This is a genomic window from Verminephrobacter eiseniae EF01-2 (genome assembly GCF_000015565.1).
Classification (GTDB): domain Bacteria; phylum Pseudomonadota; class Gammaproteobacteria; order Burkholderiales; family Burkholderiaceae_C; genus Acidovorax; species Acidovorax eiseniae.
Window position 1 is genome coordinate 1,898,408 of sequence record NC_008786.1, and the last position, 22,211, is coordinate 1,920,618.

General features: G+C 66.5%; 23 protein-coding genes. 12 read left to right on the forward strand and 11 right to left on the reverse strand.

Annotated elements, in window-relative coordinates; all coding sequences use genetic code 11:
- Window positions 1–101: 101 nt before the first annotated feature.
- Together VEIS_RS08285 and VEIS_RS08290 are read right to left on the reverse strand one after the other, a co-directional pair.
- Window positions 102–1,403 carry a Glu/Leu/Phe/Val family dehydrogenase gene (locus tag VEIS_RS08285; RefSeq protein ID WP_011809464.1) on the reverse strand — a complete coding sequence of 434 codons (1,302 nt, stop codon included), beginning with the start codon at window positions 1,401–1,403 and terminating at the stop codon, window positions 102–104.
- A 196-nt stretch (window positions 1,404–1,599) separates the two neighbouring features.
- The gene (locus VEIS_RS08290) at window positions 1,600–2,493 is read right to left on the reverse strand and encodes a PPK2 family polyphosphate kinase (RefSeq protein WP_011809465.1); all 894 of its coding nucleotides are present in this window, start codon (window positions 2,491–2,493) and stop codon (window positions 1,600–1,602) included.
- Between the two features lie 338 nt (window positions 2,494–2,831).
- Here VEIS_RS08290 and VEIS_RS08295 point away from each other — a divergent pair, with 338 nt between their 5' ends.
- The 7 genes from VEIS_RS08295 to VEIS_RS08320 all read left to right on the forward strand — a co-directional run bounded on the left by VEIS_RS08295 (window position 2,832) and on the right by VEIS_RS08320 (window position 8,959).
- Window positions 2,832–3,710, forward strand: coding sequence for an NAD(P)-dependent oxidoreductase (locus tag VEIS_RS08295; RefSeq protein ID WP_041950663.1), 879 nt, complete (start codon window positions 2,832–2,834; stop codon window positions 3,708–3,710).
- On the forward strand, window positions 3,697–3,828 hold the full coding sequence (locus VEIS_RS31085; RefSeq protein ID WP_265259622.1) for a hypothetical protein: 132 nt from the start codon (window positions 3,697–3,699) through the stop codon (window positions 3,826–3,828). Before VEIS_RS08295 ends, VEIS_RS31085 begins: the two co-directional genes overlap by 14 nt.
- Window positions 3,829–4,059: 231 nt before the next feature.
- Window positions 4,060–5,403 (forward strand): aspartate aminotransferase family protein, encoded by a 1,344-nt coding sequence (locus tag VEIS_RS08300; protein ID WP_011809467.1) that lies wholly within the window; start codon window positions 4,060–4,062, stop codon window positions 5,401–5,403.
- Between the two features lie 204 nt (window positions 5,404–5,607).
- Entirely contained in the window at window positions 5,608–6,366 is a 759-nt protein-coding gene (glnH, locus tag VEIS_RS08305) for a glutamine ABC transporter substrate-binding protein GlnH (RefSeq protein WP_011809468.1), read from the forward strand.
- Window positions 6,367–6,492: 126 nt separating this feature from the next.
- Window positions 6,493–7,149, forward strand: a complete 657-nt coding sequence (gene glnP / locus VEIS_RS08310; protein WP_041950664.1) for a glutamine ABC transporter permease GlnP — start codon at window positions 6,493–6,495, stop codon at window positions 7,147–7,149.
- Window positions 7,146–7,874, forward strand: a complete 729-nt coding sequence (gene glnQ / locus VEIS_RS08315) for a glutamine ABC transporter ATP-binding protein GlnQ (RefSeq protein WP_011809470.1) — start codon at window positions 7,146–7,148, stop codon at window positions 7,872–7,874. The genes glnP and glnQ overlap by 4 nt, the downstream gene beginning before the upstream one ends.
- Window positions 7,871–8,959, forward strand: a complete 1,089-nt coding sequence (locus VEIS_RS08320) for a C45 family autoproteolytic acyltransferase/hydolase (protein WP_011809471.1) — start codon at window positions 7,871–7,873, stop codon at window positions 8,957–8,959. The genes glnQ and VEIS_RS08320 overlap by 4 nt, the downstream gene beginning before the upstream one ends.
- A gap of 170 nt (window positions 8,960–9,129) precedes the next feature.
- On the opposite strand, the gene apbC is transcribed toward VEIS_RS08320, so the two are convergent.
- From apbC to tsaE, 3 genes are all read right to left on the reverse strand, one after another.
- On the reverse strand, window positions 9,130–10,221 hold the full coding sequence (gene apbC, locus VEIS_RS08325) for an iron-sulfur cluster carrier protein ApbC (RefSeq protein WP_011809472.1): 1,092 nt from the start codon (window positions 10,219–10,221) through the stop codon (window positions 9,130–9,132).
- A 113-nt stretch (window positions 10,222–10,334) separates the two neighbouring features.
- Window positions 10,335–11,825 (reverse strand): N-acetylmuramoyl-L-alanine amidase, encoded by a 1,491-nt coding sequence (locus tag VEIS_RS08330; RefSeq protein ID WP_041949897.1) that lies wholly within the window; start codon window positions 11,823–11,825, stop codon window positions 10,335–10,337.
- 4 nt (window positions 11,826–11,829) lie between these two features.
- Window positions 11,830–12,351: a tRNA (adenosine(37)-N6)-threonylcarbamoyltransferase complex ATPase subunit type 1 TsaE gene (tsaE, locus tag VEIS_RS08335; protein WP_011809474.1), complete on the reverse strand. Its 522-nt coding sequence runs from the start codon at window positions 12,349–12,351 to the stop codon at window positions 11,830–11,832.
- Window positions 12,352–12,363: 12 nt separating this feature from the next.
- Between tsaE and queG the strand changes: the two genes are divergently transcribed.
- Window positions 12,364–13,410, forward strand: a complete 1,047-nt coding sequence (gene queG / locus VEIS_RS08340) for a tRNA epoxyqueuosine(34) reductase QueG (RefSeq protein WP_011809475.1) — start codon at window positions 12,364–12,366, stop codon at window positions 13,408–13,410.
- Between the two features lie 98 nt (window positions 13,411–13,508).
- On the opposite strand, the gene VEIS_RS08345 is transcribed toward queG, so the two are convergent.
- Window positions 13,509–14,414 (reverse strand): AEC family transporter, encoded by a 906-nt coding sequence (locus tag VEIS_RS08345; protein WP_011809476.1) that lies wholly within the window; start codon window positions 14,412–14,414, stop codon window positions 13,509–13,511.
- A 202-nt stretch (window positions 14,415–14,616) separates the two neighbouring features.
- Between VEIS_RS08345 and VEIS_RS08350 the strand changes: the two genes are divergently transcribed.
- Complete coding sequence (locus tag VEIS_RS08350; protein ID WP_011809477.1) at window positions 14,617–15,579, forward strand: tripartite tricarboxylate transporter substrate binding protein BugE; 963 nt, start codon at window positions 14,617–14,619, stop codon at window positions 15,577–15,579.
- Between the two features lie 72 nt (window positions 15,580–15,651).
- Complete coding sequence (xerD, locus tag VEIS_RS08355; RefSeq protein ID WP_011809478.1) at window positions 15,652–16,563, forward strand: site-specific tyrosine recombinase XerD; 912 nt, start codon at window positions 15,652–15,654, stop codon at window positions 16,561–16,563.
- On the opposite strand, the gene VEIS_RS25850 is transcribed toward xerD, so the two are convergent.
- Window positions 16,508–16,852 (reverse strand): hypothetical protein, encoded by a 345-nt coding sequence (locus tag VEIS_RS25850; protein ID WP_157048445.1) that lies wholly within the window; start codon window positions 16,850–16,852, stop codon window positions 16,508–16,510. The genes xerD and VEIS_RS25850 overlap by 56 nt on opposite strands.
- 66 nt (window positions 16,853–16,918) lie before the next feature.
- Between VEIS_RS25850 and VEIS_RS08360 the strand changes: the two genes are divergently transcribed.
- A complete protein-coding gene (locus VEIS_RS08360) occupies window positions 16,919–17,881 on the forward strand; it encodes a Bug family tripartite tricarboxylate transporter substrate binding protein (RefSeq protein WP_011809480.1) in 963 nt (320 codons plus the stop codon).
- Window positions 17,882–17,928: 47 nt separating this feature from the next.
- Here the strand turns inward: VEIS_RS08360 and VEIS_RS08365 are convergent, their stop codons facing one another.
- Both VEIS_RS08365 and VEIS_RS27625 read right to left on the reverse strand, forming a co-directional pair.
- Window positions 17,929–19,209: an EAL and HDOD domain-containing protein gene (locus VEIS_RS08365; protein WP_041949899.1), complete on the reverse strand. Its 1,281-nt coding sequence runs from the start codon at window positions 19,207–19,209 to the stop codon at window positions 17,929–17,931.
- Between the two features lie 204 nt (window positions 19,210–19,413).
- The gene (locus VEIS_RS27625) at window positions 19,414–19,638 is read right to left on the reverse strand and encodes a hypothetical protein (RefSeq protein WP_232287881.1); all 225 of its coding nucleotides are present in this window, start codon (window positions 19,636–19,638) and stop codon (window positions 19,414–19,416) included.
- Here VEIS_RS27625 and VEIS_RS08375 point away from each other — a divergent pair.
- The gene (locus VEIS_RS08375; protein WP_011809482.1) at window positions 19,637–20,161 is read left to right on the forward strand and encodes a gamma carbonic anhydrase family protein; all 525 of its coding nucleotides are present in this window, start codon (window positions 19,637–19,639) and stop codon (window positions 20,159–20,161) included. The genes VEIS_RS27625 and VEIS_RS08375 overlap by 2 nt on opposite strands.
- Window positions 20,162–20,177: 16 nt before the next feature.
- Here the strand turns inward: VEIS_RS08375 and miaB are convergent, their stop codons facing one another.
- Window positions 20,178–21,530, reverse strand: a complete 1,353-nt coding sequence (gene miaB / locus VEIS_RS08380) for a tRNA (N6-isopentenyl adenosine(37)-C2)-methylthiotransferase MiaB (RefSeq protein WP_011809483.1) — start codon at window positions 21,528–21,530, stop codon at window positions 20,178–20,180.
- 71 nt (window positions 21,531–21,601) lie between these two features.
- Window positions 21,602–22,042, reverse strand: coding sequence for a hypothetical protein (locus tag VEIS_RS08385; RefSeq protein WP_083758733.1), 441 nt, complete (start codon window positions 22,040–22,042; stop codon window positions 21,602–21,604).
- Window positions 22,043–22,211 lie beyond the last annotated feature (169 nt).

The following is a 22,211-nucleotide window of genomic DNA, read 5'->3' on the forward strand; positions in this document are numbered from 1 at the left end:
CGCCACGGCAGGTCTTGCCGCAGGCGTAGGCGCATGAAGGCTTGAACCGCGCCGGCGAGGACCTCTTTGTTTGGCCGGCACATGCCGTGGCCATCAGGGCGTCATGGATACAGTCCGCGCATCTCCCGCGCACGCAAAATGCGTTGGCAGGCCACGATAAAGGTGGCGGTGCGCAGGCTCACGCCATGCTCGGCGGCCACCTGCCAGATGCCGGCAAAGGCCTCTTGCATGATGCGCACCAGGCGCGCGTTGATCTCGTCCTCGCTCCAGAAGAAACTGGAGAAGTCCTGCACCCACTCGAAGTAGCTCACCGTCACGCCGCCGGCGTTGGCAATCACGTCGGGCAGTACCAGCACATCCTTGTCGTGCAGGATGTCATCGGCCTCGGGGGTGGTGGGGCCGTTGGCGCCCTCGATCACCAGCCTGGCCTTGATCTGGCCGGCGTTGAGCCGAGTGATCTGGCTCTCCAGCGCGGCGGGGATCAGAATCTCGCAAGCCACGCCCCAGAACTCCTGCGGGGCCATGCGGTCCGCGCCGGCAAAGCCGTCGACGCCGCCATGGGCCTGCACATGGGCCAGCAGCGCCGACATATCCAGGCCCTGGTCGTTGCCGATGGTGCCGGTATGGTCCTGCACTGCCACCACCCGGGCGCCGGCCTGCGCAAACAGCTTGCCGGCGGTGCCGCCGACATTGCCCAGGCCCTGCACTGCCACCCGGGCGCCTTCGATCGGCAAGCCGATGCGCTTGGCGGCCTCCACGCCCACAGTGAACACGCCGCGGCCGGTCGCTTCCACGCGGCCCAGGGAGCCGCCCAAGTCCACCGGCTTGCCCGTGACCACTCCGGTGGCGGTGGCGCCCACATTCATCGAGTAGGTGTCCATCATCCAGGCCATGATCTGGCCATTGGTGTTCACATCGGGCGCAGGGATGTCCTTGGTCGGGCCGATGATGATGCCGATCTCGCTGGTGTAGCGCCGTGTCAGCCGCTCCAGCTCGCTGCGCGAGAGCTGCCTGGGATCGACGCGGATGCCGCCCTTGGCGCCGCCGTAGGGAACGTTCACTGCCGCGTTCTTGATCGACATCCAGGCGGCCAGGGCCATCACCTCGGACAGCGTCACATCCTGGTGAAAGCGCACGCCCCCCTTGCCCGGGCCGCGCGAGGTGTTGTGCTGCACGCGATAGCCCTCGAAGTGGGCGATGGTGCCGTTGTCCAGCTCGATCGGCACATCCACGATCAGCGCGCGCTTGGGGCGCTTGAGGGTCTCGACCCAACGGGCCAGATGCCCCAGGTAAGGCGTGACGCGATCGATCTGCTGCAGGTAAACGCCCCAGGGCCCGAGCTTGTCGGCCTGCAGGTACGAGGGCAGGGTGTGGACGGCACTTGCGGGCGCGGATGAAAGCATTGTGTGGTTCCTTGTGGACAGGCGTTCGAGCCGCCCCACCCATGCGTGGCCGCCCCGGAATGCCCGACGCGCAAGTGTGGCATACCCGCGTGGCCGCATTGCAAGTGACAGCCCCCGAAAGCACCGCCTGATACGGCGCTGCCGAACCGGGGAATTCATCATCGGACACCTGTGCCCCCAACCCTTGGGCAAGCGTTCACGACACCTTGATCCCGGCCAGCGACGGATCTCCGGCCGGGTAGCGCAGCCCCAGGTTTTGCAGCACCGCGCGCAGCACCGTGGCAACCATCAGGTTGCGGTGCAGCTTGGAGTCGGCCGGCACAATGGTCCATGGCGCCCAGGGCGTGTGGCAGGCATCGAGCAACCGGTTGTAGGCGCGGCGGTAGTCAGCCCATTGCTTGCGCGCGGTGATGTCGTCGTTGCTGAACTTCCAGCGCTTGGCCGGATCGTCCAGCCGCTTTTGCAGCCGCTCGCGCTGCTCGTCAAATCCGATGTGCAGCAAAAACTTCAGCACGATGGTGCCCGTCTCGCTGAGCATGCGCTCAAAGTCGTTGATATGGGCCAGCCGCTGCCGGTGCTGCTGCGGCGTGATCGAGCCGTTGACCACAGGCACCAGCACATCTTCGTAGTGGCTGCGGTTGAACACGGTGATGTCGCCTGCCTGCGGCACCCGCTGGTGGATGCGCCAGAGGCAGTCATGCGCCAGTTCGGCCTCGGTGGGCGCCTTCCAGCCCACGGCATGTACGCCCAAAGCGCTGGTGCGGGCAAACACGCTGCGGATCGTGCCGTCTTTGCCCGCAGTGTCGGTGCCTTGCAGCACCACCAGGAGCTTGTAGCGCTTGTCGACGTAGAACAGGTTTTGCAACGCATCGATATCCACGGCCAAACGGTCCATGGCCGCCTGGTCCAGGGCTTTTTCGCCCAGGGAAAACGGTTTCTCGCCCGGGTCCATGCTGTCGAGCGTGAAGGCCCGCTCTGGCGTCGGCTGGTCGGGCAACCGCACCGGGCCGGGCTGCCAGCGCGCCCAGCGCTGTGCCAGGGCCTTGTCATGGAGCGAAAAATGCGCAGCGAGCGCGGGGGTTTCTGGCATCGGGGATTCCTGGCAAATCGGTGTGAAGGAGCGATGGCCCCAACTGAAAGCCACACGCGACTTTCCATCATGCCACCAGCGCTTGAGTGTTCCATGGGTCATGTAGCGGGCGCGTGGCCCGCGCCAGGGGCGCCGCGGAACTGATAGAAAATCTCAAGGCGAAAAACGGGAGAACATTGCCCCAAGCCGCGCGGCAGAAAGCGTGATGGCAGACTGCCTGATCCAATTTCCAAATCGTTCGTGAACGCGAAGCGCAGACGGTGCACATGCACGGATGATGGAGGAATGGAATGAGACCTCCCTTGCATTTCCTTCAAGAAAAGAGTGACACCATGACCATGACACCGTTGCGCATCGCCGTTCTCGGCACCGGCCTGATGGGGTTGCCGATGGCACGCCGCTTGCGCGCAGCCGGCCACCCACTGCAGGCATGGAACCGTACCCGCGCCAAGGCCGAGCCCCTGCTCGCCCTTGGCGCCACCGTGCACCCCACCCCGGCAGAGGCCGTTCAGGATGCCCAGATCGTGATCAGCATGTTGGAAAACGGCCCGGTGGTCGGGCAGGTGCTGTTTGACATGGGCACCGCCAGCGCCATGCGCAAAGGGGCCCTGTTCATCGACATGGCGTCGATACAGCCCGGCGAGGCCCGCGACCACGCGGCGCGTCTGGCAGGGCTGGGTTTGGACCACCTCGATGCCCCGGTCTCCGGCGGTACCGTGGGGGCCGAGGCCGGCCAACTGGCCATCATGGTCGGCGGCAACGCCGAAGACTTCAGGCGCGCGCAGCCGGTGTTTGCCCCGCTGGGCCGGGCCACGCATGTGGGCCCGCATGGCGCCGGCCAACTGGCCAAACTCGCCAACCAGATGATCGTCGGCATCACCATCGGCGCGGTCGCAGAAGCCCTGCTCTTTGCCGCCAAAGGGGGTGCCGACATGGCCCTGGTGTGCCAAGCCATACAGGGTGGTTTTGCCGACAGCCGCATCCTGCAACTGCATGGCCAGCGCATGGCCGAGCGCGACTTCACGCCGCATGGCCGTCTGGTGGTACAGCTCAAAGACCTGCGCAACGCCCTGGCCACGGCCAAAGAAACCGGTTTCGATGCCCCGATCACCACCATGTTCGAGACCCTGTACGCACAGGGCGTAGCGCATGGCCTGGGCGAGTTGGACCACAGTGGCATCTTCGTCGAACTGGCCAACCGCAATGCGATGCGCTAGTGTCGCGTCACCGATCACCTGTCGGTCTGCGCTGGCCATCGAAGCGCAGCGCGGCGTTGCATCGCTTGCCAATACGCTCGGTATGGGCTGCGCGCAGCCTACGACATCTGATCCGTGACGCGACAAGGCGTGTTGACAATCGATTGCCTGGGAGCAGACCAAGGATGAGATGGAAACCGATCCCAATGGCTACATCGTGTTCGACGACACCGTCCTGGACAAGAACCATGCGCACAAGATTGGTTTGGTACGCTTGCAAATCAGCAGATCAGCAGCGGCGCTGACTTGGCGGGTGCTTCGACCCGGCCCGCGCCCATTGCACACACCCATTTCGGACAAAGGCTTTCCAATGACGCATGTTTTCCATCGCCATCTGCACAGCACACCGCCGGTCGCCGCCTGCGCGAGCGGCATGCGCATTCAGGACGCTGCCGGGCGCAGTTATCTCGACGCCTCGGGTGGTGCGGCAGTGTCCGCGCTCGGTCATGGCCACCCCGATGTGCTGGCGGCCATGCATGCGCAGATCGACCGCCTGGCCTATGCGCACACCAGCTTTTTCACGACCGAGGTGGCCGAGCGGCTGGCTGACGAACTGGTTCGCACCGCCCCTGCGGGCATGGGCCATGTCTACCTGGTCAGTGGCGGCTCGGAGGCGGTGGAGGCGGCGTTGAAGATGGCGCGACAGTATTTCGTCGAGATCGGCCAGCCGCAGCGCACGCATTTCATCGCCCGGCGCCAGAGCTACCACGGCAATACGCTGGGCGCATTGGCCGTCGGCGGCAATGCGTGGCGGCGCGCTCCGTTTGCGCCGATGCTGGTGCCGGCCACCCATGTGGCGCCTTGCTATCCGTACCGCGAGCAGCGCGCCGGCGAGACGCCCGAGCAGTACGGGCTGAGGCTGGCGGACGAGCTCGATGCGGCCATCGTCGCGCAGGGCGCGGACCGCGTCATCGCCTTTGTCGCCGAGACCGTGGGGGGCGCGACGGCCGGCGTGCTCACGCCCGTGCCGGGCTACTTCAACGCAGTGCGCGCGGTGTGCGACCGGCATGGGGTGCTGCTGATCCTCGACGAGGTGATGTGCGGCATGGGGCGCACCGGAACGCTTTATGCCAGCGAGCAGGAAGATGTCGTGCCCGACCTGGTGACGATCGCCAAGGGCTTGGGCGGTGGCTATCAGCCGGTGGGCGCGGTGCTGGCGCAAAAGAAGATCGTCGATGCGCTGTCGCAAGGCAGCGGCTTCTTCCAGCATGGCCACACGTACCTGGGCCATCCGGTGGCTTGTGCTGCGGCCTTGGCGGTGCAGACGGTGATCCGGCGCGACGGTCTGCTGGCCAAGGTGCGCGCCGACGGACTGGCCTTCGGCGCGATGCTGCGGCAGGCGCTGGGCGAGCATCCGCATGTGGGCGACATCCGTGGCCGTGGCTTCTTCTGGGGAATCGAACTGGTGGCCGACCGGGGCAGCAAGCGGCCCTTTGCCGCAGCGCTGAAAGTCCACGCAGCGGTCAAGCAGGACGCGCTGGCCCGTGGGCTGCTGTGCTATCCGTCCGGCGGCACGGCCGATGGCGTCCACGGCGACCATGTGCTGCTGGCCCCGCCCTTTATCGCCAGCCGCGCTGACCTGCAGGAGATCACCCGTTTGCTGGGCGCGTCGATCACCGCCGTGACCCGGGCATCTGTGGCTGCCGGCGGTTGATGCCGACTTGAGGGTCTTTTGGGCCTTTTGGACCTTTGGGGGGGATGCAGATGCGCTCGTACAATCGCAGGCTTGCGCTCTGGCCGGACAGCGCCGGCATTGTGCCATCGGGATTTGCTGGGCCGCCTTGTGGGTCCTGTGGGCAAATCTGATGGCGCCAATCCACTCAACCCCCGTGATGGAAGACTGACCCGTATGACTGCCATGAAACACTTGCTGGTGAAACTGTTGACCGCCGCGTCGCTTGCCGTATCGCTCACGGCACCGATCTGCACCCCCGCTGCTGCTGCCGAGCCTTTGCTGGTTGCCATCGATACCGCCTTCATTCCGTTCGAGTTCAAGCAGGGCGACAGCTATGTCGGCTTCGACATCGATCTGTGGGATGCCGTGGCCAAGGAGTTGAAGCTCCCGTACAAGCTGCAACCGATGGACTTCAATGGCATCTTGCCCGCGCTGCAAACCAAAAACGTGGATGTCGCACTGGCCGGCATCGCCATCAAGGACGAGCGCAAGAAGGTCATCGACTTCTCCGATGGCTACTACGACAGTGGCCTGCTCCTGATGGTGGCCAGCGATAGCAAGATCGGCGGCGTGGCCGACCTCAAAGGCAAGACGCTGGCGCTCAAGACCGGCACGGCTACGGTCGACTACGCGAAGGCCCACTTTGTCGGGACCACGCTGCGCCAGTTCCCGAACATCGACAACGCCTATCTGGAACTGATGACCGGGCGCGTGGATGCCGCAATGCATGACACCCCGAACATCCTGCACTACATCGCCACGGCGGGTGCCGGCAAGGTCAGGGCCGTGGGCACGCAGATGATGGCGCATCAGTACGGCATCGGTTTCCCAAAGGGCAGCCCGCTGCGCACGCAGGTCAACGCTGCACTGGCGAAGATCAAGGCCGATGGCCGCTACACCGAGATCTATAAAAAGTGGTTCAAGACCGAGCCGCCGAAGTGATGGGGTGAACGACCCCGTGCCGCCGGCAGCGCTTCATGGGGAGCGACGCCAGCGGCGCGGCCAGTTCCCCGGCGTGCCCGGCTTGCGGAGCGCGCCATGGAACACCGGGCCTGGCAAGGAGTCATCGTGGATTTTGACTGGTCAGTGATCGCCGGCGCACTGCCGGCGCTGTTCAAAGGCGCCCAGCTCACGGTGCTGATCACCGTGTTCGGGCTGGTCGGCGGGACGCTGCTCGGCGTCTCGTTCGGTCTGATGCGGGCTTACGGCGGCCGCATGCTCAGCAGCCTGGGCTGGGCTTATGTCGGGCTGGTGCGCGGCACGCCGATCGTGGTGCAGGTGATGTTCATCTACTTTGCGCTGCCCGGGCTGATCGGCCTGCGCGTGGACCCGATGAGCGCCGCCATTGCCTCGATCATCATCAACTCGGGCGCCTACATTGCCGAGATCGTGCGCGGCGCGTTTTTGTCGGTGCCCCGGGGCCTTGCCGAGGCCGGGCTGGCCATGGGCTTGCCGCACTGGCGGGTGCTGGCATTCGTTGTCGGTCCGGTCGCTTTTCGGCGCATGACACCGGCACTGGGCAACCAGTTCATCGTCAGCCTCAAGGACACTTCGCTGTTCATTGTCATCGGTGTTGGCGAACTGACGCGCCAAGGCCAGGAAATCATGGCGACCAACTTTCGGGCCGTCGAGATCTGGACGGCGGTCGCGGTGATCTATCTGCTGCTGATCGGCGTGCTGACGCTGGGTTTGCGGGTGCTGGAAAAAAGGATGCGAATTCTGTGAACATCGTCGAATTCAGGAATGTCGACAAGCGCTTTGCGGCCCATGTCGTGCTCGATCGGGTGAACCTGCAGATTTGCCAGGGCGAGGTGGTGGTGCTGATCGGCCCGTCCGGCTCCGGGAAATCGACGCTGCTGCGGTGCATCAACGCGCTCGAGCCTATCGATGGCGGGGATTTGCTGGTCGGCGGCCTGAGCGTGCGCGCCGGCAATGCCATAAAGCGCGAGATCCGCCAGGAGGCGGGCATGGTGTTTCAGCAATTCAATTTGTTCCCGCAGATGACGGCGCTGGAGAATGTCGCCTTCGGCCCGCGCCAGGTGCGCGGCGCGTCCAAGGCCCAGGCCCATGCGCAGGCCAGGGAACTGCTGACCAAGGTCGGCCTGGCGCAGCACATGAACCACTACCCGAGCCAGCTTTCGGGCGGGCAGCAGCAGCGCGTTGCGATCGCCCGCGCGCTGGCGATCAAGCCTCGGCTGATGCTGTTCGATGAGCCGACCTCGGCGCTGGACCCGGAGTTGCGCCAGGAGGTCCTGCGCGTGATGCAGGCGCTGGCCGAAGATGGCATGACGATGGTGGTCGTGACCCATGAGATGCAGTTCGCCCGCCAGGTGGGCACGCGGCTGATCTTCATGGAAAACGGCCACATCACGGTCGACGGGCCGCCGGCCGAACTGCTGGACAACCCGCCGAACCAGCGTTTGCACGACTTCCTGCGGCATGTGCAATGAAATGCCCGCGCTTGAGCTACCTCGAAATCGAAGGCGCCCCTTTTGACGCGGGCCGGGCCTTGGGCCGATTCGGCGCCGCAGCGCTGCATGAGTATGCGCGGCACTCTGCGGCCTGGGCCAGCGTCATGCGCTACCGTGGCACGCTGCTGGCCGACAGCATGTCGCGCCTGGTGCGCCTGCGTTTTCCCCGGGTATGGGATGAGTTGCAGGGCCTGGCCATCGGTCTGGAGCGGCCGTTTGAAGAGGTGTTCCTGTGGAACTGCCGGGGCGACCTCTGGGCCATGGCGCCGGATGGCGATATCGCCGTGAACGAAGATGGCTGCACGACCGTGCAGCAGGCAGGAACGGTCAGGCGCATCACGCACAACGAGGACGGCGACCCGGCCTTCGCCGGCCATTGCGCCATCGCCGCATTCGAGGTGGCGGGGGGCGCAGCGTTTGCCGCTTTCATCTATCCCGGATCGATAGCGGGCCACACCTTTGCCGTCACCGATGGCGGCCTGGCGATGACGGTCAACAACCTGCGCTGCCGCAGGGTGCGGGCCGGCATCCCGCGCATGGTGCTGGCGCGGGCGCTGCTCGATGTCGCGCGCCTGGACCAGGCGCTGGCGCTGATCCATGGCACCGAGCGCGCAGGCGGCTTTCACCTGACGCTGGCCCACCGGGATGAACCCGGGCTGCTCAGCGTGGAGTTCAGCTCCGAAGCCTGCGCCGTGGTCACGATCGCCGGGCGCGGCCTGCATGCGAACCATGCGCTGCATGCGCCGCTGCGGCAGTTGCCGCAAATCATCACCGCCTCTTCGCAACATCGGCAACGACGCGGCCAGGCCCTGCTGGCCGAAGCGGCGGGCAAGGCGCTCGATCCGCTGCGGGTATTGGCCGACGCCGAGGATGCCGGGTTCCCGATCCTGCGCGCCGATCCGCTGGACAGCGATGCAGAGAACACGCTGGCGACGGCCGACATCCATGTGGGTTCTGGCCATATCGAATGGCAGGTCCATCCGCATCCGGCGCAGCCGCCGCAATGGCATCTGCGCGACGGTCATTTCATCTGCAAGAAAGACCAGGGCGGCCAGCCGGTCTGACGCAGGGCTGGCAGTGCGCCTGCGCGCAGGGAACTGGGCAGTGCCGGTGCAGGCGAACTTCACGCGCGGTGTGCTGGCAGCCCGCCGGTGGCCGCAGCGCAACGGCCATGCCCGCAGCGCTGGCGTTGCCCGCCCGAAGGGTCCGGCGGCGCCGGCGACCCGGGGTTGTTTCAGGTTTCCTGGCTGATCGAGATGGTCGGGAATTTGTGCGAGAAATCCTTGGCCTGCCGGGCGATCTTGAGCGCCATGTCGCGCGCCATTTTCTTGTAGATCCGCGCCACCTCGCCATCGGGGTCGGCCACCACGGTGGGCCGGCCGCTGTCGGCCTGCAGGCGGATGCGGATGTCCAGCGGCAGCGCGCCCAGGTAGTCGATGCCGTAGTCGGCGGCCATCTTCTTGCCGCCGTCGGCGCCGAAGATATGCTCCAGATGGCCGCAGTGGCTGCAGATATGGGCCGCCATGTTCTCGACGATGCCCAGGATGGGCACGCCCACCTTCTCGAACATCCGGATGCCCTTTTTCGCATCGAGCAGCGCAATGTCCTGCGGCGTGGTGACGATCACGGCGCCTGTCATCGGCACGCGCTGGCTCAGCGTGAGCTGTATGTCGCCAGTGCCGGGCGGCATGTCGACGATGAGGTAGTCCAGATCCCGCCATCGGGTCTGGCGCAGCAGTTGCTCGAGCGCCTGCGTGGCCATCGGGCCGCGCCAGATCATGGCCTGGTCCTGGTCGACCAGGAAGCCGATGGACATCACTTGCAGGCCGTAGTTTTCCAGCGGCTCCATGGTCTTGCCGTCTGCGCTGTCGGGGCGGCGGTCGATGCCCAGCATCATGGGCTGGCTCGGGCCGTAGATGTCGGCGTCGAGCACGCCCACGCTGGCGCCTTCGGCGGCCAGGGCCAGGGCCAGGTTGGCGGCCGTGGTGCTCTTGCCCACGCCGCCCTTGCCCGAGGCCACGGCAACGATGTTGCGCACTTGGGGCAGGAGCGGCACGCCGCGCTGCACGGCATGGGCGATGACCCGGGTGCTGATGTTGACCGACACGTTCCCGACCCCTGCCACGCCTTTGGCTGCGGCCACCAGTTGGCGGCGCAGTTCGGGCAGCAGGCTCTTGGCGGGGTAGCCCAGTTCCACATCGAAGGCCACATCGCCGCCCTGGATTTGCAGGTTGCGCAGCGCATGGGTGCTGACGAAATCATGGCCGGCATGTGGGTCCTGCACGCACGAGAGTGCGGCCAAAAGGCTTTGTTCGCTGACTGCCATTCAATGACTCCTGTGGGGGCCGGTAGTTTATCGAAGCCTTGCAGCCCGGCCCATCGAGGGGTGATGCGTATCCGGGGGCTGGCGCCGCAGCAGAAAGCGACGCTGGTCGAACGTCAAATCGAGCGGCTGCGCGCCAGCGGCGGGTTTTTGGCAAAGTAGCGCGTGATGCCGCGCATCAGCGCATTGGCCAGTTGCTCTTGATAGGCGCTGCTGCGCAGGCGCTTTTCCTCCTCGGGGTTGCTGATGAAGGCGGTCTCGACCAGCACGCTGGGAATGTCGGGGGCCTTGAGCACGGCAAAGCCGGCCTGCTCCACCTGCGGCTTGTGCAACTGGCCCAGTTGGCCGATCTCGCCCAGCAGCACGCGGCCGAGTTGGAGGCTGTCCTTGATCTGCGCGGTGATGCTCATGTCCAGTTTGGTGAACTGCACATACCGGTCTTGCGCTTGCCGCTGCGCATTGATGCCGCCCACCAGATCGGATTGGTTTTCCTTGTTCGCCATCCAGCGCGCTGCCGCGCTGGATGCGCCGCTCTGGCTGAGCGCAAACACGCTGGCGCCCCGCGCCGCAGGGGTGGTGAATGCGTCGGCATGGATGCTCACGAACAGGTCGGCCTGCACGTCCCGGGCTTTTTGCACGCGCGTGCCCAGGGGGACGAAGTAATCGCCGTCGCGCGTCAGGTAGGCGCGCATCGGGTTGCCGGCCACGGTGGTGGCGTTGATGCGCTGGCGCAGCAACTGCGCCACGCGCAGCACCACGTCTTTCTCGCGCGTGCCCGCAGGGCCGATGGCGCCAGGGTCTTCGCCGCCGTGGCCGGGGTCCAGCGCCACGATGATGAGGCGATCGGTTGGTGTGGCCGTGGCGCGGTTGCCGGGGCGTGCCGGTACGGCGGGGACGATGGGGGGCGCCGGTGCGGCAGGGACAGCGGGGAGCGGCGGTGCCGGTGCAGCAGGGGCGGTGCTGATGGGCGCTGCGGCCAGCGTGGGCGGCGCGGTTTCTGCCGGGGGCGGGCTGCGGTGATTGCTGTGTTGGGCGATCAGTGCGTCCAGCGGGTCAGGCGCGGCCGGTGGCGCCGGAGTCTGGGCGGTCGTCGCCGGGGCCGGGGCCGGGGCGGCTGTTGCCGGGGGCGGCGGCGCGTCGCGCAGGCGCTCGGCAATCAGTGCTTGCAGCGGGTCCATCGGCGCGGCCGGGTACAGGTCCAGCACCAGCCGGTGCCGGTACGCCGCCACCGGGGGCAGCGTGAACACCTGCGGCAGCGCGGCCTGCTTGAGGTCTATCACCAGCCGCACCACGCCGGGCGCGTTTTGCCCGACCCGGATGCCGGCAATATTCGGGTCGTCGAAGCGGACTTTGGCCACCAGTTCGCGCAGCGCGGGGCTGAGGTCTGCGCCTTCGATGTCCACCGCCAGGCGTGGCGGCGTGGCCACGAAAAACGGCTTGGCGCTCAGCGCTTCATCGGATTCGATGGTCACGCGCGAGTACTCGGGCGCGGGCCAGATGCGCACCGCCACGATGCCGGCGCCGTGCGCCATCCGCAGGCGACCCAGCAGCAGCGCCAAGCTGGCGGCCCGCAGCAGGCTGCGCCGGGCGGGGGGGCGGCGGTCCATGCGTTCAGAGTCCTTGCAGCAGGCTGCGTCCGGTTCGGCTGTGGGCGTGCAGCGTGACCTGTCTGGCGGTGTCATCGATGGCGTGGAGGTGTATGGCGAGGTCCGCAGGCGGCGCAAGCGCTGCGGCTTTTTCCGGCCATTCTGCCAACTTCAGGCCCGGCTGGGCAAACAGTTCCCTGAACCCGGCGTCCTCCCATTCGCGCGGGTCGTCGAAGCGGTAAAAGTCGAAGTGCCACACCAGGGTGTGGGGCGCGAGATGCGGGGCTTCGTGCGGCTCCGCCACGGTGTAGGTGGGGCTTTTGATGCGCCCCTGCACGCCCAGGGCGCGCAGCAGATGCCGCACCAGGGTGGTCTTGCCCGCGCCCAGGTCGCCGTGCAGCGTCAGGTAGGCGTTGCCGATCAGCGGCTGCGCAGCGAGCCGGCGCGCAAAGGCAGCGGTGTCGTCTTCACTGCGCCAGGTGAAGTGGCGGCAGGTCTGGCCCGCGCTGCTTTCTACAATCTGGCCGGTATGTGGAGCTACAGTCAACTCGTTCCTCAAATGCAGGAGTGGGCCCGCGCGCTGGGGTTTTCCCAACTCGGCGTTGCGGGGGTGGACCTGTCTGCCGCAGAGCCCGGCTTGCTGGCCTGGCTTGCGCAAGGCTTGCATGGTGACATGCATTACATGGCAGTGCATGGCCTCAAGCGCGCGCGCCCGGCCGAACTGCTGCCCGGCACCGTGAGCGTGATCACGGCGCGCATGGATTATTTGCCGCGCAACACCGGCGCGGGCGCGCCCCAGGGCTGGCAGGCGGTCGAGCTCGGGCGCCTGGCGCGCCCGCAAGAGGGCATCGTCTCCGTCTATGCCCGCGGGCGCGACTACCACAAGGTGTTGCGCACGCGCCTGCAAACGCTGAGCGCGCGCATCGCGGCGGCGGTTGGCCCCTTTGGCCACCGTGTGTTCACCGATTCTGCGCCCGTGCTGGAGGCCGAACTGGCCGCACGCAGCGGGCTGGGCTGGCGCGGCAAGCACACGCTGGTGCTCAACCGCGCGGCCGGATCGATGTTCTTTCTCGGCGAGATTTATGTGGACATGGCGCTGCCCGCCAGCGCGCCCGTCGCGGCGCATTGCGGCAGTTGCAACGCCTGCATGGCCCTGTGCCCGACGCAGGCCATCATTGCGCCGCACCGGCTCGATGCGCGGCGCTGTATCTCGTACCTGACCATCGAGCATGCCGGGCCGATTCCGCTCGCGCTGCGGCCGTTGCTGGGCAACCGCATCTACGGCTGCGACGATTGCCAACTGGTCTGCCCCTGGAACAAGTTCGCCCAGGTCAGCCGTCTGCCGGATTTCGACGAGCGCCAGGGCCTGTCGGGCCAGCAACTGGTGCAGTTGTTTGCCTGGGACGAGGCCACTTTTGCGCGCCTGACCGAAGGCGGCCCGATCCGCCGCATAGGCCACGAGCGCTGGCTGCGCAATGTGGCCGTGGCGCTGGGCAATGCGCTGCGCGCCACCGGGGACGAGGCCCTGCGCGCTGCGCTGCGCTTGCGCGCCCGGGATGCCAGCCCGCTGGTGCGCGAGCATGTCGCCTGGGCGCTCGGCGGTTGACGCCATGCCGATCGAGGCGCGCATGGCACATGCGCTGGCAGCGCTCGACGCCTGGGCATTTCGATGGTGCCGGCGCGCGCGGCCCCGGCAAGGGGGCTTTAGCGCAACACGCCCAAGGCCAGGGGCAGGCTGGCGATGCCCAGCAGCGTGGACAAGGTCACCAGCCCCGCCACATAGGGGCCGTTGTAGCCCATGCGGGCGGCCAGCACGTAGCAGGTCGACGCCGCAGGCAGCGCACAGAAGGCGAGCAAGACCGTGGTTTGCAGCGCATCGAGCCGGAAAAGCCGTGCCAGCGCGAACGCCAGCAGGGGCTGCACCAGGTGGCGGATCAGCAGCACCGACACGCTCAGCACCTTGCCCCTGGTGAGCAGGCTCAGTTGCAGGCCGGCGCCTGCGGCCATCAACCCCAGCGCCAGCGACGCCGCGCCGATGCGGCCCACGGCGGGCATGGCCCATGCGGGAATCGTCAGATGCAGCAGGTTGGCCGTCAGACCCGAGGCCGTGGCGATGATCAGCGGGTTGCGCAGCAACTCGCGCAGAAAACTGTGCTGGCCATGCCGCGCCATGGGCCATACCGCCGCCACGTTGAACAGTGGCACGCACACGCCGATCAGCACCGCAATCAGCAGCAGCCCCTGGGGCCCTGCCAGCCGCTCGGCGAGGGCCAGGCCGATGAAGGAATTGAAGCGGAACGCCACCTGCGCACTGGCGGCATGGTCGCGCATGTCCAGGCGCCGCCCGACCCAGGGCCAGTACGGCAGGCTATAGGCCAGCGCGATACTGATCGCCCCCGCGAGTATGCCGGCGCCGATCAGCCCCGACGCAGCGCCGATGTCCGCCGGGCTTTGGACGATGGACTGGAACAGCAGCACCGGAAAAAGCAGGTAGTACACCAGGCTCTCGACCGGCTGCCACACCGACCGGTTCAGTGCGGTGTAGCGGCAGATCAGGTAACCGCACAGGATGAGCGAAAAATCCGGGAGCAGGAGCTGGGCATAGTTCATCGGCTGAGAATACCAAGGCCAAGGTGGCGCCAACGGCCACGCATCGGACATGCATGGGCCATGCCTGTCGTCGGGCGCTGCCCCCGAAGCCGGATGGCCTGAACTCCGCCGGTTGACAAAGTGCCCATTGCCAGCGCCCATTGCGCATACCATCGGCACTGTCTTGTCTGTCTTGTTTGTCATCCCCATGAAGGAGAAATCAATGCATCGTCGTCAATGGCTCGCGCTGACGCTGGCGGTCGCCGCCGGATCCGTGGCTGCGCAGGGCTACCCCCACAAAGTGATTCGGTTGATCGTGCCTTTTGCCCCCGGCGGCACCACCGACATCATTGCGCGTGTGATCGCCGACCCGCTGGGCAAGGCCCTGGGCCAGAGCGTGATCGTCGACAACAAGGCCGGTGGCGGCGGCATCGTGGGAGCGGCAGAACTGACCCGCGCAAACCCGGACGGCTATACCCTTGGCGTGGCCACCGTGTCGACCACGGCGGCCAACCCGGCCATCAATCCGAAGACGCCGTACAACCCGCTGACGGATTTCTCGCCCGTCATCAACATAGCGGCCACGCCCAACATCATTGCGGTGCATCCGGGCTTTCCGGCCAAGGATTACAAGACCTTCGCGGCCGAGATCAAGAAGGTGCCGGGCAAGTACTCGTATGCCTCGTCGGGAACCGGCGGCATCGGCCACTTGCAGATGGAGCTGTACAAGAGCCTGACGGGTACCTTTGTGGCGCATATTCCTTACCGTGGTGCCGGCCCGGCCCTGACGGACACCGTGGCCGGCCAGGTGCCGATGGTTTTCGACAACCTGCCCTCGGCCCTGCCGTTCATCAAGGAAAACCGCCTGGTGCCTATCGTGGTGGCATCCTCCCAGCGTGTGGCGGCCTTGCCGAACGTGCCCACGTTCAAGGAACTGGGCCTGGAGCCGGTGAACCGCATGGCCTATTACGGCATCGTGGGCCCCAAGGGGCTGCCTGCGGACATCATCGACAAGATCAACGCCGGAGTGCGCAAAGCCCTGGAAGACCCGGCGGTGAAGCGGCGCATCGAAGACACCGGCTCGATCGTGATCGGCAATACGCCCGAGCAGTTCGGCGCGCAGATCAAGGCCGAGTTCGCGGTCTACAAAGAGGTGGTGGCCAAGCAAAAACTGACGCTTGAATGAGCGTTGCCGGCCCGGTGGGAAGCCGCCGCATCGGCCGCTCGACTTGCCGAACGAGGCCATCGGTGCCCGCGCATGCCCGATCCCGACGCCATCGATGCTTTCCTGGACGCCCTTTGGCTCGAGGACGGGCTGGCGCGCAACACGCTGGCCGCATACCGGAGCGACCTGACGCGGTATGCGCAGTGGCTGCACGCGCAGCAGCCGGCCGTGGCGCTCGACGACACGGCAGAGCACCATCTGCAGGCGTACTTTGCGGCGCGGCATGCGCAAACCCGCGCCACATCGGCCAACCGGCGCCTGACGGTGCTGCGGCGCTACTTTCATTGGGCGCTGCGCGAGCGGCGCATCAGCGCCGATCCGACCGCGCGCCTGGCGGCCGCGCGCGTGCCGCTGCGCGTGCCCAAGACCATGACCGAGACCCAGGTCGAGGCCCTGTTGCAGGCCCCCGATCCGGGCACGCCGCTGGGCCTGCGCGACCGCGCGATGCTGGAACTGATGTATGCCAGCGGCCTGCGGGTGACCGAACTGGTGGGGTTGAAAACCTTCCATCTGGCGCTCGATGAAAACCTGCTGCGCGTCACCGGCAAGGGCGGCAAGGAGCGCCTGCTGCCGTTTGGTGTCGAGGCCGGCCAATGGCTGGAGCGCTACCTGCAACAGGCGCGCGGCGTGATCCTGGGCGGCCAGCGCACGGACGACCTGTTCGTGACCCGGCGCGGCTGCGGCATGACGCGCGTCATGTTCTGGATCATCGTCAAGCAATGGGCCCGGGTGGCGGGCATCACGGTCCCGCTGTCGCCGCATACGCTGCGCCATGCGTTTGCCACCCACCTGCTCAACCATGGCGCCGATCTGCGCGTGGTACAACTGTTGCTAGGTCATGCCGACATCTCAACCACCACCATCTACACCCATGTGGCACGCCAGCGGCTCAAGCAACTGCATGATGAGCACCATCCGCGCAGCCGTGCACCGGCCGGTAAATGACTGCAGATGGAAATGGCGCATTTCGTGCTAGTGTCGCGTCACGGATCAGATGTCGCAGGCTGCGCGCCGCCATCGGAGCGCAGCGCAAGGCGCATCGCGCGGCCAATACTGAGCGTATTGGCAAGCGATGCAACGCCGCGATGCGCTTCGATGGCCAGCGCAGACCGACAGATGATCGGTGGCGCGACACTAGGGCGGCGTTGCCAATCCCCGCGATACCCAGCCGGTGCCTCTGCGGTTTGCGCCCCGCCTCGACAGGAAACGCATCGATTTCATTTCGTGCCACCATTTCCGGGCCGGCGCACGGGCCGGCCGCACCACGACCCATGAACCTATGATCGCAAGGAGAGATTCCATGAAAAAATGGCTGACCGGCGCACTGCTGCTGGGCATTGCGTGCCTGACCCTGGCACAGGACTGGCCCGTGGCCAAGCCGATCCGACTCATCGTGGCCTACCCGGCCGGTGGCGTCAGTGACCAGATGGCCCGCGCGCTGGCCGACAAACTGACCGTGCAACTGGGCACGCCGGTGCTGGTCGAGAACAAGGCCGGCGCCGGCGGCAGCCTGGGGGTCGATGCCGTGGCCAAGGCGGCGGCCGACGGCTACACCCTGGGTTTTGCCGCCATCAGCCCGCTGTCGCTCGATCCGCACCTGGGCTCTGCGCTCGTCGATCCGCAGAGCGTTGCCCCGGTGGTCAGCGTGATGTATTCGCCGGTGCTGCTGCTGGGCACCTCGGCCAGCAAGGCGACGGACTTCAAGGAATTGATCGGGATGGCGCGCCAACAGCCTGGCGCGCTGCGCTTGGCGACAGCCGGGCAGGGGTCACTGGGGCATCTGATGCTCGAACAGATACAGGCGGCGGCGCAGGTGCAAATCACGCACATCCCTTACAAGGGCGGAGGCCAGCAGATCAACGACGCCCTGGGCGGACAGTTCGAGGTACTGACCGTCAATGCCACGGCGGCGGTGCTGCAGCACATCAAGGCGGGCAAGCTCCGGCCGCTGGCCGTGGGGGCGCCGGCGCGGCTGGATGCCTTGCCCGATGTGCCCACGCTGGCCGAACTGCAACAGCCGGACGCCAACCGATGGTCGCTCTTTGGCATCTACGCCCCGGCCCGGACCGCGCCGGCGATCATCGCGCGCTTCAACACCGAGGTGAACAAGGCCTTGGCGCTGCCCGACATCCGCAGCGGGCTGCGCGCCGGCGGCAACCAGCCGACCGGTGGCAGCAGCGCGGAATTTGCGCGCCAGATTGCGCAGGAGTCCGAGAGCAACGCGCGCATCATCCGCGCGGCCGGGATCGTCCGGGGCAACTGACAGGCCGGCCCGGGCCGAACCCGGGCCGAAGCGCTCCTTTGCGGCCGTTACCCTGCGCTCAGGCCCTCGGCCCATGTCAGGGCCTGCAAATGGGCCCAGTTCACCTGGCGGTTGGACAGTTGCAGCGCGTTCGCGGATCGGGCAAAGCTCACTTCGTCACCGCTTTCGCAGGCCATGGTCAGCGCCAGGAACGGGGCGAAAATGCCGCTGCCGTGCAGCAGCGCATCGACCACGGACTTGGGCAGGGCCACGGAGTCCAGGGCTTTGTCCATCGGCACACCCAGCATGGTGTCGAGCAGCGAGAACACGCCGACCACGAAGGCGTTGTCGACTTCTTCGGGCGGCAGCAACTCGGCGGCCAGCAACTCCATCAGGCGGCCGCGCACCACGGCGGTCTGGCCCACGGCGGGCGGCGCGCCGCCGGCGCGCGAGGTAGTCATCAGTAGCGCCGCCCAGCGGAACAGCCTTTGCAGGCCCAGGATCATGACGGCATGGCGAAACGAGGTGATCTCGCATGACAGGCCAAAGCCCGAGGAGTTGATGAAGCGCAGCAGGTTGAAAGACAAGGTCGGGTCTTTCTTGAGCAGGTTCTCGATCGCGCCCGTGCTGGCCTGTCTGCGCACCAGGTTGATCAGCTCGATGATGGCCGCCTGCGTAGGGCGGATCGTGCTGGCCTTGACCAGCGACGGGCTGGCGAACCAGTAGCCCTGGTACAGCTTGACGCCCAGAGAGCGCATGAGCTCGTACTGCGCGGCGGTTTCGACTTTCTCGGCGATCGGTGTGGCCTGGCTGTGCTGTGTGGTGAATTGGACCAAAGGCCCGGCGAACTCGGGCTTGATCGCCTGCATGTCCAGCTTGATGAAAGACGCCAATGGCAGCCACTGGGTATAGGCGCGGCGCAAGACCTGCTGGTCGAACGCCAGGCGAAAGCCGCGCTCGCGCAACGCATGCAGCGTCGGGATGCGGGCTTGGATGTCTTCTGGCGTGGTGCTATAGGGCAGGGGGGGAACCTCCAGCACCACCTTGTCGGGATGAATCAACTCCAGATGGGCGCCCGAGAGGCTGTCATGGGTGCAGTTGATGAAGACGGTTTTCTTGCCGACCAGAATTTCGGCGCCCGCGTAAGACAGGGCATTGAACAGCAGGGCGGCATCGCTGGCGGCCGTGCGCGAGTCCGAGGCGGTCGACCGGTCGAACAGCTCATAGCCATAGACCTCGCGGTTTTCGTTCACGATGGCCTGGCGGGCGATGATGGCCAGGTTCTCGTCCACCGGTTCGGGCGCAGGGGATGCAGCTACCGGGGTGTCTTGTGCAGGTGTGCTCGACATGGCGTCCGCTGTGGTGCAAGGGCTGGGCGCTGCGCCAATTCCAGATCGGCGCAGCCGTGTCGCCATCTTGCCACAGGCCCTGGTGTCTGTGGCCGCGTTGCAGCGCGGTTTGCCAGCGCAGGTGTATCGGCTGGTGTGTATGAACCCGGCGCCGTCGTCGTTTTTCTGTTCGGGCTGCAACGCGCACTGCGGGCCAGTGTCGCGTCATCGGTCATCGGTCAGATGTCGCAGGCTGCGCGCAGCCATCGGAGCGCAGCGCAAGGCGCATCGCGCAGCCCATACCGAGCGTATTGGCAAGCGCTGCAACGCCGCGCTGCGCTCCGATGGCCAGCGCAGACCGACCGATGACCGATGACCGATGACCGATGACGCGACACTGGCTGCGATCCTTACAATTTCAGCCCTTGTACCTTTTTCGGAGCGGGGCATGGCGATTTACGAAATCGATGGTGTGGCGCCGCAGTTGGCGGCATCGGCCTGGGTGGCGGCCAGCGCGCAGGTGATGGGCCGCGTGCTGCTCGGCGCAGATGCCAGCGTCTGGTTTGGTGCCGTGATTCGCGGGGATACCGAGAGCATCACGGTGGGCGCAGGCTCGAACATACAGGACGCCTGCGTGCTGCATGCCGACCGGGGCAAGCCCCTGTTCGTCGGCGAGCGCGTGACGGTGGGCCACCAGGTGGTGCTGCACGGCTGCACCATCGGCGACGAGTCGCTGATCGGCATCGGGGCCGTGGTGCTCAATGGCGCCAAGATCGGCAGGAACTGCCTGGTGGGCGCCGGTGCGCTGGTGACCGAGGGCCGCGAATTTCCGGATGGCTCGATGATCATCGGCCGCCCGGCCCAGGCCGTGCGCGCACTCACGCCCGAGCAGATCGAAGGCTTGCGCCAGAGCGCGCAGCACTACATCGACAACGCGCGCCGTTTCCAGAGCAGCCTGCATGCGATCGGCTGAACGCCGACGCTGTGCCTCAGGCGGCCATGGTGGCCTGAGGGGACTCTTGCGCGCAGTACTGGCCGCGCAATGTGTAAGCCCGGGCCTCGGTGATCGTCAGTTCCACCATCTGACCCACCAGGTGCGGCGGGCCGGCAAAGTTGACGACGCGGTTGCACTCGGTGCGGCCCATCAGCTCGGCGGCATCGCGCCGGGAAGCGCCTTCGACCAGAATGCGCTGCACCGTGCCGACGCGGCTTGCGCTGATGGATCGGATATGGGTATCGATGACGCCCTGCAACTGTTGCAGGCGGCGCAGTTTGACCTCGTGCGGCGTGTCGTCCGGCAGCCCGGCTGCGGGCGTGCCCGGGCGCGGGCTGAAGACGAAGCTGAAGCTGTTGTCGAAGTGAACCTCGGCGATGAGCCGCATCAGCTTGTCGAAGTCGTCCTGCGTCTCGCCCGGAAAACCGACGATGAAGTCGCTGCTGAGCGCCAGATCGGGGCGGATCGCGCGCAGCTTGCGCACCGTGCTCTTGTATTCCATGGCCGTATAGCCGCGCTTCATCGCCATCAGGATGCGGTCGCTGCCATGCTGCACCGGCAGGTGCAGGTGGTTGGCCAGCTTGGGGAGCCGGGCGTAGGCCTCGATCAGCCGGGGCGTGAACTCGTTCGGGTGGCTGGTGGTGTAGCGGATGCGTTCCACGCCGGGAATGCCGGCCACATAGTCGAGCAGCAGCGCCAAGTCGGCCCGCTGCGCCGTGCTGCCCATCCGGCCCCGGTAGGCGTTCACGTTCTGGCCCAGCAGCGTGACTTCCTTGACGCCCTGGTCGGCCAGGCCCGCCACTTCCACCAGCACATCGTCGAGCGGACGACTCACTTCCTCGCCACGGGTGTAGGGCACCACGCAGTAGCTGCAGTATTTGCTGCAACCTTCCATGATCGAGACAAAGGCGCTGGCGCCTTGCACCGAGGCGGCGGGCAGGTGGTCGAACTTTTCGATCTCGGGGAAACTGATATCGATCTGGGGCTGGTCCAGGCGCTCGCGCTGCTGGAGCAACTCGGGCAGGCGGTGCAGGGTCTGCGGGCCAAACACCACATCCACATAGGGCGCGCGCCGGATGATTTCGGCCCCTTCCTGGCTGGCCACGCAGCCGCCCACGCCGATCCTGACGCCCCGGGCCTTCAGGTGCTTGACGCGACCGAGGTCGCTGAACACCTTTTCCTGCGCCTTTTCACGCACCGAACAGGTGTTGAACAGGATCAGATCGGCCTCCTCGACATTCTGCGTAGGCTCGTAGCCCTGCGCGGCGTGCAGCACATCGGCCATCTTGTCCGAGTCGTACTCGTTCATCTGGCAGCCGAAGGTTTTGATGAAGACTTTTTTGGCCATGGCAATGTCGCGCTGTCGCAAGGTCGTCAATGGCAGGCAAACCACCGCTGCCTGCGGGACGGGTGCTGGCGTTACTTTGAGTCGGCGTCTGAGCCAGACGTGATGTTGGTGATGACCGCGTTGCTGCCCTTGCGGGGCAGAGCGGCTTCCTTCTCGGTCAGGATCCAGGCCGAGTGCAGCATTCCTGTGCCCGCCTCCAGCAGGTAATTCACCCTGAGGCTTTGGCCCAGCACGGAATGCACCATCACCAACTGGTTCTGTGGGTTGAACAGCCGCATGCCGGGAGCGACGCGGACCGACTGCCCGTTGACCGTGGCCTGCGCGGCGCTGCTGAAGCTCAATATGCCGCGCAATGCCGATGCCGGGAAAGGGCGCGTCACGCCCGGTGCGGGCTGCAACTGTTCGGCGGCAGGCAGTGCGGCCCCCCACCAGGTCAAGACCAGCCCGGCAAGCCATGCGCGCGCTGCCAGCCCAATGGGGCCTGCGGATCGGGTGGTGGGGCAGCGGTTCATCGTCGACATCCAGGAACTGAAGGCCCGATTGTAGGGCGCGGCCCGAAAGAAAGCCCCCACGGCGCCGTGCACGGCGGGCTTTGTTGCGTGTGATGGAATGTTGGAATCGAACCTGCGCCAGATCTCCAGGCAGGAGCGCCAGGTTTTGGCCCTGAGGGCATGAATCCGA